Here is a 12,055-nt window from a genome sequence, read left to right on the forward strand (position 1 = left end):
GAGTATTATCGGTTACGCCGAAATGCTACTTGATGGCCTCGCTGGAGATCTCAATCAAGACCAAGGCAAGTATGTTTCAACTGTTTTGGAAAAAGGCGAGAGCTTATTAGGGCTGATTGGCCAAGTTTTAGATTTATCGCGGATTGAGTCAGGAAATGTGGTTCTCAAGCGCGAGGTCAGCGATCCGCGGGAGATCATTGAGCGCAGTGTTTCTGATGTATTGCCGCAATCTAAAAAACGCGATTTGGATATTGCGCTGGAAATCGATGAATCAGTCTTGCCGGTTAATGTGGATAAAGACAAAGTCCGCCGTGTGGTAACAAATCTCTTGGGCAATGCTGTTAAATTTTCAAAGCAAGGCAGTACCATTGTGGTTCGCGCGCGCTCCTGTGAATTGGAGGATGCAGCCCAACCTTTTGACGTCTTTGAGCCCGAGCGAAATAGAGCCTTAGAGATATCCGTGACGGATGAAGGCATGGGTATCGCGAAAGATGCATTAGAGAGAATCTTTGATTCATTTTACCAAGTAGACAATACCTCAACGCGTGAATTTGGCGGAACCGGATTGGGCTTGGCGATTGTTCGCAACTTTATGCGCGCTCACGCAGGTGATGTGGAAGTGAGAAGTGAAGTTGGAGTGGGAACTACATTTACCATTCGCCTACCTTACAATCAGGAAGAGGCCGGCACTGTGGCCGGCGCATAAGGTTTTAAAGCTTATAGTTCTTGGCGCTTGAAGACGCGTTCGCTTCTGCTTGAGACGCCCAAATGATTTCACATTCTTTACGAAGCCGGTTTAGAAGATCTTCCTGAGGTTTAGACCCCGTTGCCTGAAGCTCGGGCAATGAGGCTATGAGTAACTCCAATTCTTGGTTGCTGTTTTTGTCTTGGTTGGTTTCAATTGCCATCCATGCTTGGCTCCAGATTTCTTGGCTCAGAACGGGATCGCCTCCTAGTTCCTCAAGTCGCCTTGTATATTTTAGCAATTGCATCAACTGTTTCTGCTCTTTCGTGTTGAGCTTTCTCTTGATGCCGTGATGCCTCTTTTCCTTTCTTAGAAAGAGTCTTTCTTCGGCATCAGGCGTTTTGTCGACGAATTGAATCGCTCGATAAATTCCATAGAGAACCAGTGCAACACCCAGCCCTAAGTAAACAGGGCGTAGAATGAACCAAAGTCCGACTCCAAGAGAAGTCAAAGTGGCAGGGCGCATCAGCGCGTATTGCCAAAGCTGGGCTCTCATGAGTGTACCTCTTGAAGCTGAATGCCCAGAGGCGTCTTAAAGGCCGGTGCAACCAGGAGCTTTGCGTTTTCTTGAGCTTGCATGGCCCGAAACTCTTCTTTGGCCTTCTCTTTATCTTGCTCTTTTCGAAGCGCCGAGATGGACAAAGATTCTACGGGCTCATGGATTGGCTCTTCAATAAGACCAGCCTTTGCCTCGAGCTCGTCAACGGCGTCGCGAACTCGTCCTAAAGCCGTTTCATCGATTCCCACTTTCATCTGGCCCTGCAGGGCTTGGGATGCCTGAATGCGGGCTTGAGCGTGCTTGCGCCGCGCCTCTATTTTAGCCTGTTCGGATTTTAGTTCCGTAATACTTTTGGCCAATTGTTGAAGCCCCTCTTTGGCTGAATCAATTTGCTGTGTGAAGCCGCGGCTTTCAACAGAGCTTGCCTGGATCCCACTTTGCAACGTGGTGCGTTTATCAAGCAATTCGATGCCTCTTTCCTCGTCGCCAGTTTTGGCGGCGGTCTTTAAGGCTGCCTCGACAACACTTAAATCTTCTTGAAGCGATAGACCGCGTGTGTCCGCTTTATTACGAAGAATAATGAGGCGACTCAGGGCAGTCTTTAAATCGTGGTGTTGTTTAACGCGGTCACGAATAGCGTTGTGATAAACAACATCTGTTCGACCAATTTCGGTTTGGTTCATTTTGACACCGAATAAACCTTGGCAATAACGGATTAGCCTTTGCATGATATTTCCTTCTTTCATGTCTCTTCTCCTTCTTTTTTTCTTTGTTTAAAGTTCGATTGGGTTTGCGTACTGACCGCTTTGCTCAAGAAGCCGGTCAGACGATGGGATAAAAATTGCAGCTGTTAAGTAGGCCATGAGCGCCAAGGGTCCCGTGAGGACGACCAGGCTCAAAGCACTTAAGCGGACAATGGTTGGATCCAGTTCCCAGCGTCTGGCGAGACCGCCACAGACGCCCAGAAATTTTCGGTCCACATCAGTACGCGCGAGCGGAGGATGCTTTTGGCCGTTGGGTCCGTCTATCCAAATCGTTGGTTCGAAGCTTGCGTCGTCGCTGCGTGGAAGAAGCCACCAAAGTGCAAGATAGAGCAGTGCCCCTGTTCCGAAAACGAGAGTGGAAACCAACCAGCCAAGCCGCAGGAGATTAGGTTCGATTGAGAATCTCTGACCAAGACCCTCACAAACCCCGCCGAGATAACCGTGGGATGAACGCGCGAGGCGTTGATTACTGAGAGCATTGTGAGTCATGGTGTGCGTCCTTTGTGTTTTGTTGTGTACTTATACACATGATGACACATCTATGCGGTTCGTCAAGGGTAATCATGGTGTTTACTTTCAATTTTGGATCAAAAGTGTGTATAAGTAGGGCGAGATAAGGAGTGTGCAAATGGAAGGTGGTTATAAGCGAGTCAATGTGATGATAGGCGAGGAGCAGTACCGAACCTTGAGCGAGCAAGGCCTGAATGTAAGCGGTTTAATTAGGGATTTGATTGGCGACCATCTCTCAGAGAACGTGATTACTCTTCAGGTGACAGAGGAAACCAAGCAAATTTATGACACTGTCATTTCGAATACTGGATCGGATGATCAGGAGCTGGAATCCCATTTGAGAGTTGCGCTGGCGAGCCTACTGGAAGAGAAAATCGCTGATATGCGGGCTCTTCATCAGAGGTTGGTCGTTGAGGGGAAAACCCCTGACGAATGATCAAAAATGTACGTACAAATCAAGGAATTGGTAACTCCAATTGTTGAGATTCTCCAAGCCCCTGACATCTAAGGCGCAATGGGGACGGTCACCTGAAAAATTCTTTATTGGCACTGCGTTGCGTCACATAATAGGCGCCGAATCGTGTTGTTTTACGCTAGCCCAGAGGACACCATAGAAGGTATGGAGCGCCCATGAGTAGCGTAAAATCAATCAAGCCGGTAACTGAGGGACTAACGGATGCTGAAAGACTCAGCTTATTCCGAACAATGCTCCTTAGCCGTCGCCTAGACGACGTAGAAATTCAACTAAAACGACAAAATGCCGTATATTTTCAGATCTCGGGCGCTGGACACGAAGCGACCCAGACTGCGGCAGCCATGACTATGCGTTCTGGCCACGATTGGTTTTTTACCTATTACCGTGATCGAGCTCTTTGTCTTGGGTTGGGTGTCACTGCGGAAGAAATGCTTTTCCAAAGCGTGGGCGCAGCGGCAGATCCAGCTTCTGGCGGACGTCAGATGCCGAGCCACTGGGGACACAAAGACCACAATATTGTGTCTTCCTCGAGCCCTACCGGTACGCAGTTCTTGAACGCAGTCGGTTGTGCTGAAGGCTTCGTAAAGATGCGTGACTTGGATCTCGGCGAAACACATGGCGACGAAGTCGTTTATGTTTCATCCGGTGAAGGCACGACCAGCCAAGGTGAGTTCTACGAAGCGATGAACACAGCTTGTCAGGATAAGCTCCCGGTCATTTTTCATATCCAGGATAATGGCTATGCGATCAGTGTACCTGTTGAGTTTCAAACAGCAGGTGGCTCTATCTCCAAGCTTTTCCGCGGTTATCCAAACCTCTTGGTATTGGAATTCGATGGCTGTGATCCAGAAGCAAGTTACGAGAACTGGCGTGAAGCGGTAGCCTATGCGCGAGAGCGTAAAGGTCCAGTATTGCTGCACTCTCACGTGACGCGACCTTATTCGCACTCTATGAGTGATGATGAGCGTTTGTACCGCAGTAAAGAAGAGATTGCTGAGCAGGCTGCGGCTGACCCGATTACGGTCTATCGCAAGCAACTCGTTCAGGACTTTGGCATCGATGATAACCAGCTACGAACCATCGAAGATGAGATCGAAGCGATTGTAACTGAGGCTAAAGAATCAGCGTTGGCAGCAGAGCCGCCGTCACCTGACACGGTTATGGATTACGTGTACTCGCACGATGCAGACCCGACCACTGATGATTTCGATACAGAAGACGAAGCTGATTTTACCGGCGATCCACGCACGATGGTCGATTTGATCAACGACTGCTTGCACACCGAGATGGAACGAAACCCGGGAATCGTTATCTTTGGCGAAGACGTAGCGGATGTTTCTCGTGACGAGAACATTGAGAACGTTAAAGGCAAAGGCGGCGTTTTTAAGGTTACAGCTGGTTTACAGCGTAAGTTCGGTTCGAACCGTGTTTTCAACTCTCCGCTGGCGGAAGCTAATATTATTGGCCGAGCAGTGGGTATGGCGGTTCGCGGACTCAAGCCCGTCGTTGAGATTCAGTTCTTCGATTATATCTACCCCGCGATGATGCAAATCAGAAGCGAGTTGGCGTTGATGCGCTGGCGCTCAAACAACAACTTTGACTGCCCCGTTGTTATTCGTACCACTTACGGTGGCTACTTAAAGGGCGGCGCTGTTTATCACTCGCAAACCGGTGAATCGATTTTCACACATATCCCAGGCTTACGCGTATGTTTGCCTTCGAATGCACTGGACGCCAATGGCCTTCTGCGCACGGCGATTCGTTGTGAAGATCCTGTCTTGTTCCTCGAGCACAAGCACCTTTACCGTCAGACCTACAATCGTGCTCCTAACCCGGGCGACGATTTTATGATTCCATTCGGCAAGGCCAAGCGCCTGCGCGAAGGTAAGCATCTTACTCTGATTACTTACGGTGCCTTGGTTAAGCGTTCGTTAGACGCAGTTAACCAGGCGGCTAAAATGGGTATCGAAGTTGAAGTGCTCGACCTAAGAACGATCAGCCCTTACGACTGGGAAGCTATCTCTGAGAGCGTGGCGAAAACCGGTAAAGCGTTGGTTGTTTATGAAGACTCATTGAGCTGGGGTTCAGGCTCCGAAATCGCTGCGCGTATCGGTGATGAACTCTTTGATTATCTTGATGGACCGGTACAGCGCGTTGCGTCGATGGATACTTTCGTAGGTTACCATCCAGGCCTTGAGGACGCGATTCTGCCACAAGTTCGCGACGTTTTAGCAGGCATCGAAAAACTCCACAGCTACTGAGTTTGATTCAGTTCCCCGACATGACAAAATCTTTGTGATCTCCTAGGATTACATTGCTTGCATCTACCTCTGATTGGCGGCACCGTAGTGTATGGGCCCGTGAGGGTAGGATAGTGTGCGCTGTGTCGGTAAGCGGATGTTGTTGTCCACCTTGTTGACCAGTGTTACCTTGAATATGTGCTAAGATGCACGATGGAGGGGTGATGGCTTCGCTGGTAGAAAAAATTGCTAAGTTTCACGATATGCAAGAGTTTCGGTCCCACCATTGGTCCGGCTCTTTTGAAGAGTATCTCGAACTCGTAAAAGAAGATCCCAAGATCACTCGCAACGCGTACGAGCGTATGTTCGATATGATTATGGGTTACGGCCGAGAAGAGTACATCGACGCCAAGAAGAAGCTTGTTCATTACCCCTTCTTTGATGATCCAGACAACGACGGCGAAGACGGCGTATACGGCCTCGATATTCCTCTTATGAGACTGGTAAATGTCTTTAAGAGTGCGGCCTATGGTTATGGTACTGAGAAGCGTGTCATTTTACTACACGGCCCGGTCGGAAGCTCCAAGTCTACAATCGCACGCCTTCTAAAAAAAGGCCTTGAAGCATATTCCAAGAAGGATGAAGGCGCACTCTACACTTACGATTGGGTTGACCTTCCGTTTGAACATGAAGATGTGATTCCATCTCCCATTAATCAAGAGCCTCTACATTTGATCCCGATCGCCTGGCGAGATGAAGCTCTTAAAGGGATTGGAATTGATCCCACAACGGTGAAAACCCGCGGTGAGCTGAACCCGGCATGTCGTTTCATTATGAAAATGCTCATGGAGCATTACGACGGCGATTTTAATTCTGTGTTGAAGCACATTAAAGTACGACGGTTGATTCTTTCTGAAAAAGACCGCGTCGGCATTGGTACCTTCCAACCTAAAGACGAGAAGAACCAGGACTCCACAGAGCTGACGGGTGATATCAACTATCGCAAGATTGCCGTTTACGGCTCTGAATCCGATCCGCGCGCATTTAACTTTGACGGTGAATTTCAAGTTGCCAACCGCGGCATCATCGAATTTATCGAAATGCTCAAGCTTGATGTAGCGTTCTTGTATGACCTTTTGGGTGCATCACAAGAGCACAAAATTAAGCCGAAGAAATTTGCTCAGACAGATATTGATGAAGTCATCATTGGCCACACCAACGAAGCTGAATATCAGAAGCTTGTGAACAACGAGTTCATGGAAGCTCTGCGGGATAGAACGGTCAAAATTGATATCCCGTACATCACGCGATTAAGTGAAGAGCAGAAGATTTACACGAAGAGCTTTTCAAAAGACCGCGTTCGCGACATTCACATCGCACCGCACACGCTTGAGATGGCAGCGATGTGGGCCGTGGCTACTCGCCTTGATAAGCCAACGAAGCAAAACCTTACACTTGTACAAAAGCTTAAGCTCTACAACGGGAAGACTCTTCCTGGCTATACAGAGGACAGCGTTATTGAGCTTCGTAAGAACAGCGTCGATGAAGGCATGAAGGGTATCAGTCCGCGTTATATTCAGGACAAGATTTCAAATTGCCTTGTTTCGGATAAGGCTGAAGGCTGTATCAACCCGTTTCTTCTCTTGAACGAGTTGGAGGCAGGTTTGTCATCGCACTCTTTGGTGAGCAAGGATAAGCACAAGGAAGAGTATAAAGAGATTATTGGTCATGTGAAACAAGAGTACGAAGACATCGTGAAGAGCGAAGTTCAGCGTGCGATTTCAGCAGACGAAGAAGCTCTTACAAAGCTATGCGCCAACTACATCGACAACGTGAAGGCTTACACTCAAAAAGAACGTGTGAAGAATAAATATACGGGACAATTTGAAGAGCCTGATGAGCGTTTGATGCGCTCGATTGAAAGCAAGATAGACATTGCAGAAAGTCGTAAAGACGATTTTCGCCGGGAGATTATGAACTACATTGGGGCGTTGGCAGTTGAGGGTAAAACCTTTGATTACCGAACCAATGAGCGCTTGCATAAGGCGCTTGAATTGAAGCTTTTTGAAGATCAGAAAGACTCAATCAAGTTAAGCACGCTTGTCTCCAACGTGGTCGACCGAGAAACTCAGGAAAAAATTGATATTGTGAAGCAACGGATGATTCGAAATTACGGATACGACGAAGTTTCAGCTACAGATGTTCTAAATTTTGTAGCGTCGATTTTCGCCCGAGGCGATGCAAAAGAATAACCCCATGAGGGTGCGGATTCGTTTGTAGATCCGATGAAGAGCAGCGCAGGAGCTTTGCGTGTCTCAGGTGAGTTTTCAGCCGGGGCGTCCCTCGGACAGCCTTGATGTTCTGCGCATGTATGCGATTGCGTCCAGAGTTGTCTGCGCTGAGCCCGGGAGTATGGAACTTGTTACCCGGTCTTTGGCCGCTATGGCCAGCCATTTGGTTCCGCCGGAGTCACTGGCGGCTGTGGATTGCCAAGACCTTTGGCGCGTTTTTGCCCGAGTGGCGAGTCACCCGAAACCGTTTTTACGTCAGGAAGCCAGCAAGGCGTTGTACCGTGACCTCGATAGTATCGGTCAGCGGCTGCACTTGGCCCCTTTGCCTCCATGGAGTCAGTTACCTCAAGAGTATGTTGAAGCAGGTGCTGCGGATTCCGAGGATACCCAAGTCGAAGGGATGTCTTTGGCGGCGATTTCAGAAGAGGCGCGGCGCTTACATCAAGGGTTGGGTGCCGGTGAAAGTTTAGAGGGCAAACAAGTCTTGGGGCTTTTGTCGCAGCTCCATGGTGCCGATATGGCTCAGCTATTGCGATTTCTACAGTCATCTGGACGGGTTAATCGAGGCGAGTTGAGCATGCTGGAACGAGCACGGGCGACTGGGCACCAGCTTTCTTCTGAGGATGAAATCTTAATTGAGGTATTGGAGCGCGTTGGGGTGTGGCTGGTTCAGCACACATCGTGATAGCATTTAGATAGATATGGCATTGAAGATTAAACAAGACCACTCTCGTTTTCGAGAAATCATTCGCGGCAAGATCAAGGACAACCTGCGTAAGTACATTACTCAGGGGGAGATGATCGGTAAGCAGGGCAATGATCAGATCTCGATTCCTGTTCCCCAGATTGAGCTGCCTCATTTTCAATTTGACCATCGTGATACCGGTGGCGTGGGCCAAGGTGAGGGCGATGTTGGTGATGTTTTAAAGCCAGGTAATGTACAGCCAGGTGAAGGCCAAGGTCAGGCAGGAAGTGACGGAGGCAGTCACTCGTTAGAGGTTGAAGTGACCTTTGCCGAGCTGGCCGAAATGCTAGGTGAAGCCTTAGAGCTACCGAACATTGAGCCTAAGGGTTCAGAGAAGATGTCGTCTGATGATCTCAAATACACGGGAGTCCAGACGAACGGCCCTGAATCGCTGCGCCATTTTAAGCGTACTTACAAACGCGCTTTAAGGCGCCATATTGCGCTGGGCAAATATACTCCAGACAACCCAGTGATTGTGCCCACGCGAGACGACCGGCGTTATCGAAGCTGGAATGTAACGAACAATCCTCAAACCAATGCGGTCATTCTCTATATGATGGATGTTTCCGGGAGTATGGGTGAGGAGCAAAAAGAAATCGTGCGAATCGAATCCTTTTGGATCGATACGTGGCTTCGCTCACAGTACAAAGGTCTCGAAACGAGATTTATCATTCACGATGCGATGGCTAAAGAAGTGGACCGCGATACTTTTTTTCGTACCCGTGAGTCTGGCGGCACGATGATTTCCAGTGCCTATAAGCTTTGTGCAGATATTGTTGAAGCCGAGTACCCCGTGGACCAGTGGAACATTTACCCTTTCCATTTCTCCGATGGAGATAACTGGTCAGCCGATGATACGCGCCTATGCCTGACATTGCTGCGTGATAAAATTATTCCGTTCTCCAATGTCTTTTGTTACGGACAAGTAGAGAGTCCTTATGGCTCAGGGCAGTTTATCAAGGATTTAAAAGAGGCGTTTGGTGAAGACGAGGAAGTCATCACGAGTGAAATTCCAAACAAAGATGCTATCTGTACATCGATTCAGGAATTTCTAGGCAAGGGCAAGTAGGCGAGGCTTGAGGCCCCGCCATCGCAGGTTTCTAGCCCCGCAGCGCAGGGGCAACCACTCCGGGTAATCTTAGTAAAGAAGGCGACGCTTCAAAGTTCGCCATCGCTCTACCTACGTCAGAGAGTGTGCGGTGGTCCGCAAACCACACCGGCGTTGGCCTGATTCTAAAGGGCGCCTTCACGACGCTCTTTTGTGGGTGGTCGAATAGGTATGTGTTGTGTACGACGCCTCGGCCAGACTCGATGTCTTCGAGTGGGTGGCCAGGGTAAGCACCCCAGGTGGTGACACATAGACCGTAGATAAGGCCAGGCCAGCAATTGATGCCGATACCGCCGTATTGAAGGTCAGAGATGGCACGCTCAAAAGCTGCGCCGTACTGCTTCTCAGTATTCGGATGAATCAGCATGCAGCAAGACAACGTTCCCCAGATATTGGCGTTCGCAAAAGCCACCGCTTTATCGAGAAATTCGTCGGCTTCGGTAGCATCAATAGCAAGGTCTGCAATGACGCCGCAAAATGCTTCATTCGTCAGAGCGTATTCACCTTTTTTACAAGCTACGTCTGGAATGAGCGTCCAAGGAACAATTTCAGCACCTTCTTCACCGAGCTTAAGCGACTCGGGGTACTTCTTCATGAAGGTTTCGTAGCGGCTTTCGGCTCCAGGGTAATATGCTTTACGAGGAGGTGTGCAGGCTAGAGTTTGCTTGACGCGGTGAATAAATTCATCGCGAAGCGGCCAGTTTTTAGCAGTGACGAGTACTTTAGCGGCGTTGCAGTTGAAAGAACCATTATGGGAAACCATCGCTGCAACTTGTCGCGCTTGATAGTCGAGTTCTGCGTCAGACCATGCACCAGGCACAACAAATACCGGTGTTACACAACCAAGCTCTGAAGTTACGGGGCGCTCATTGGTAGGCGTTCCGGTCTTCTTGCGCTCTTTGATTTGCTTCTTGTTGCCGCCCCAAACGATTGCGTCGTGGGTTTGGTCAGAACCTGTAATGTGAATGGTGTGGATACCATCGTGATCACATAGGTGCTTGCCAACTTCTGCTCCGCCGTGAACCACCGCGAAAAATCCGCGATTGATTAAAGGAGCGAATGCACGCTCAACCATTGGGCCGGTATAGGCGTTTACTGGGTTGGTCTTAAGAATGACCACTTCATCTTCTACGAAAAGTTTGTAGAGCATATCCATCGGTCCGATAGACGAGATATTGCCAGCGCCGAGAACGAGGCTTACTTTTCCTTCAGTCTCTTTGCCGTAACTCTTCTGACGATAAATATTTCCTTGAGTGGCAGGCTTACCCGGCTCAATCCATACATCCGCGGTAAAGCCAGTGAAAAGGATACGGTCGTAAAGGTCAGCTGGGAAAACTCGAGCTACAGTTTGTCCGTTGCTACGCGTCCACTGCTGCGGTGGTTTCGGTTGACCACCAGCTTTGAGGGTTTCGACTAAGAGGCGCATATTTCGAATGGTCGTTGTGGGACCTGCAAACCAAACTTCACCCGCGAGCTTACTGCCCTGCTCAATGCCTTTGGCACGGCACCCTGCTTCTACCCACTCATGACCCACGGCCAAGGTGTTTTCGATGCACTCTTCAAGAAGCTGAATACGCTCGTTGATGCTAACTTTTGTCCAAGCATCTTTATTGGCGTTGAGGGTAGCAACGTGTGAATCACACTTCTCAAGAGAAGTGGGGGTCATCGATGCAGGTGGTTCGGGAAAAGATGGTGAGGCCATGGAACTAGCTCCTTCGAAATCGGGTAACCAACGTATGAGGTTCTGCGTAGTGTTATCGCGCCGGCAAGATATGTTCAATGCTTAAGCGCAGTGCGTCAGAGCTATCCTCAGCGCTCAGCGGTCTCTGGCAAGGCCATCGCAGGCAATGGAATAGAAATAGAAGCATTTAGAGGCTTGATCGCTTCTGAGAAAGCGGCGGGATTAATTGGCCTTACAATATGAAACGTCGGTTCGCTCACCCAATTCAATGCACCGAGCGTCATCAGGGCAGGGATTGGTTTGGCCCGGCTGACACATCTGTCGACACACCACATTGAGGCAAATATTGCTTTGATAACAAGGGCTTTCGATGTTGTGGCAGCCAGGTTGTCCGCTCGTGGGCCCGTCGCTGTCACCGGCCGGGAGGCAGACTGGTACTAAATTTGTCCCCAGTGGATGGCAGCTGTGCTCCAGCCCGTCGCGAGGGGCACAATCGTCGTGGTAGATGCCTCCAGCAAAGCCATAAGAGCAGCCCGGCACACAGGCACCGGTATTGGTCGTAATGTGAACGCAAGACTCGCCAGAAGGGCATTGTGACCCGCTTGCGGAGGGATCGCATTCGCTGGGCTCACAGGTTCCAACCATGGTGCGCGCGCCTGTATCGTCTCTTACAAAGCTATGATCGACGGGCTCGCAGAATTCTCCGTTCTCGCAATCATCAACGCGGTAAACATCTGAGCAACCCGGGATACACTGAAAACCAAAGCAGAGCAGTCCTTCGCCGCATTGCTCTTCGTCTGTGCAGGTTTCGTCTTGGTTAATGCTTCCGTAAGGCACGCAGCGATTTCTCAAGCAGCTTTCTTGAGCGGGGCAATCGGAATTGTCTACGCACGGAAGGCTCTGACTAAGAATCTCCACGGGCCCTCCACAAGCTACGAGCGAGAGCATCCCCAGGCATAGTCCAATGAGGTGTAGAATCGGCTTCGATGCGTTCATG

Annotated in this window: 11 protein-coding genes; 6 read left to right on the forward strand and 5 right to left on the reverse strand. The window is 49.6% G+C overall.

Annotated features, from left to right (window positions below; genetic code table 11):
* Nucleotides 1-706 (forward strand): HAMP domain-containing histidine kinase (locus HOK28_12340; protein ID MBT6433879.1); only part of this gene is annotated, 706 nt, incomplete at its 5' end.
* A gap of 4 nt (nucleotides 707-710) precedes the next feature.
* Here HOK28_12340 and HOK28_12345 read toward each other — a convergent pair.
* Genes HOK28_12345 through HOK28_12355 form a run of 3 tightly spaced genes read right to left on the reverse strand, consistent with a single transcriptional unit; the run spans nucleotide 711 to nucleotide 2,497 of the window.
* Complete coding sequence (locus HOK28_12345; protein MBT6433880.1) at nucleotides 711-1,241, reverse strand: hypothetical protein; 531 nt, start codon at nucleotides 1,239-1,241, stop codon at nucleotides 711-713.
* Nucleotides 1,238-1,990, reverse strand: a complete 753-nt coding sequence (locus HOK28_12350) for a hypothetical protein (protein MBT6433881.1) — start codon at nucleotides 1,988-1,990, stop codon at nucleotides 1,238-1,240. The genes HOK28_12345 and HOK28_12350 overlap by 4 nt, the downstream gene beginning before the upstream one ends.
* A gap of 27 nt (nucleotides 1,991-2,017) precedes the next feature.
* Nucleotides 2,018-2,497 (reverse strand): PspC domain-containing protein, encoded by a 480-nt coding sequence (locus HOK28_12355; GenBank protein MBT6433882.1) that lies wholly within the window; start codon nucleotides 2,495-2,497, stop codon nucleotides 2,018-2,020.
* A gap of 139 nt (nucleotides 2,498-2,636) precedes the next feature.
* Between HOK28_12355 and HOK28_12360 the strand changes: the two genes are divergently transcribed.
* The 5 genes from HOK28_12360 to HOK28_12380 all read left to right on the forward strand — a co-directional run bounded on the left by HOK28_12360 (nucleotide 2,637) and on the right by HOK28_12380 (nucleotide 9,338).
* Nucleotides 2,637-2,954: a hypothetical protein gene (locus HOK28_12360; GenBank protein ID MBT6433883.1), complete on the forward strand. Its 318-nt coding sequence runs from the start codon at nucleotides 2,637-2,639 to the stop codon at nucleotides 2,952-2,954.
* A 194-nt stretch (nucleotides 2,955-3,148) separates the two neighbouring features.
* Nucleotides 3,149-5,254: a dehydrogenase gene (locus HOK28_12365; GenBank protein ID MBT6433884.1), complete on the forward strand. Its 2,106-nt coding sequence runs from the start codon at nucleotides 3,149-3,151 to the stop codon at nucleotides 5,252-5,254.
* 203 nt (nucleotides 5,255-5,457) lie between these two features.
* On the forward strand, nucleotides 5,458-7,485 hold the full coding sequence (locus HOK28_12370; protein ID MBT6433885.1) for a serine protein kinase: 2,028 nt from the start codon (nucleotides 5,458-5,460) through the stop codon (nucleotides 7,483-7,485).
* Nucleotides 7,486-7,543: 58 nt separating this feature from the next.
* Nucleotides 7,544-8,209, forward strand: coding sequence for a hypothetical protein (locus HOK28_12375; protein ID MBT6433886.1), 666 nt, complete (start codon nucleotides 7,544-7,546; stop codon nucleotides 8,207-8,209).
* A gap of 16 nt (nucleotides 8,210-8,225) precedes the next feature.
* Complete coding sequence (locus HOK28_12380; protein MBT6433887.1) at nucleotides 8,226-9,338, forward strand: DUF444 family protein; 1,113 nt, start codon at nucleotides 8,226-8,228, stop codon at nucleotides 9,336-9,338.
* 31 nt (nucleotides 9,339-9,369) lie between these two features.
* Here the strand turns inward: HOK28_12380 and HOK28_12385 are convergent, their stop codons facing one another.
* Both HOK28_12385 and HOK28_12390 read right to left on the reverse strand, forming a co-directional pair.
* Nucleotides 9,370-11,079, reverse strand: coding sequence for an aldehyde dehydrogenase family protein (locus HOK28_12385; protein MBT6433888.1), 1,710 nt, complete (start codon nucleotides 11,077-11,079; stop codon nucleotides 9,370-9,372).
* A gap of 201 nt (nucleotides 11,080-11,280) precedes the next feature.
* Nucleotides 11,281-12,054 carry a hypothetical protein gene (locus tag HOK28_12390; protein ID MBT6433889.1) on the reverse strand — a complete coding sequence of 258 codons (774 nt, stop codon included), beginning with the start codon at nucleotides 12,052-12,054 and terminating at the stop codon, nucleotides 11,281-11,283.
* Nucleotide 12,055: the final 1 nt, after the last annotated feature.

Source organism: Deltaproteobacteria bacterium, from assembly GCA_018668695.1.
GTDB lineage: Bacteria > Myxococcota > XYA12-FULL-58-9 > XYA12-FULL-58-9 > JABJBS01 > JABJBS01.

Excerpts from the sequence above, each read along its gene's own strand:
- HOK28_12345 (MBT6433880.1), bottom strand. The coding sequence starts at position 1,241 with ATGAGAGCCCAGCTTTGGCAATACGCGCTGATGCGCCCTGCCACTTTG.
- HOK28_12350 (MBT6433881.1), bottom strand. The coding sequence starts at position 1,990 with ATGAAAGAAGGAAATATCATGCAAAGGCTAATCCGTTATTGCCAAGGT.
- HOK28_12355 (MBT6433882.1), bottom strand. The coding sequence starts at position 2,497 with ATGACTCACAATGCTCTCAGTAATCAACGCCTCGCGCGTTCATCCCAC.
- HOK28_12360 (MBT6433883.1), top strand. The coding sequence starts at position 2,637 with ATGGAAGGTGGTTATAAGCGAGTCAATGTGATGATAGGCGAGGAGCAG.
- HOK28_12365 (MBT6433884.1), top strand. The coding sequence starts at position 3,149 with ATGAGTAGCGTAAAATCAATCAAGCCGGTAACTGAGGGACTAACGGAT.
- HOK28_12370 (MBT6433885.1), top strand. The coding sequence starts at position 5,458 with ATGGCTTCGCTGGTAGAAAAAATTGCTAAGTTTCACGATATGCAAGAG.
- HOK28_12380 (MBT6433887.1), top strand. The coding sequence starts at position 8,226 with ATGGCATTGAAGATTAAACAAGACCACTCTCGTTTTCGAGAAATCATT.
- HOK28_12385 (MBT6433888.1), bottom strand. The coding sequence starts at position 11,079 with ATGGCCTCACCATCTTTTCCCGAACCACCTGCATCGATGACCCCCACT.
- HOK28_12390 (MBT6433889.1), bottom strand. The coding sequence starts at position 12,054 with ATGAACGCATCGAAGCCGATTCTACACCTCATTGGACTATGCCTGGGG.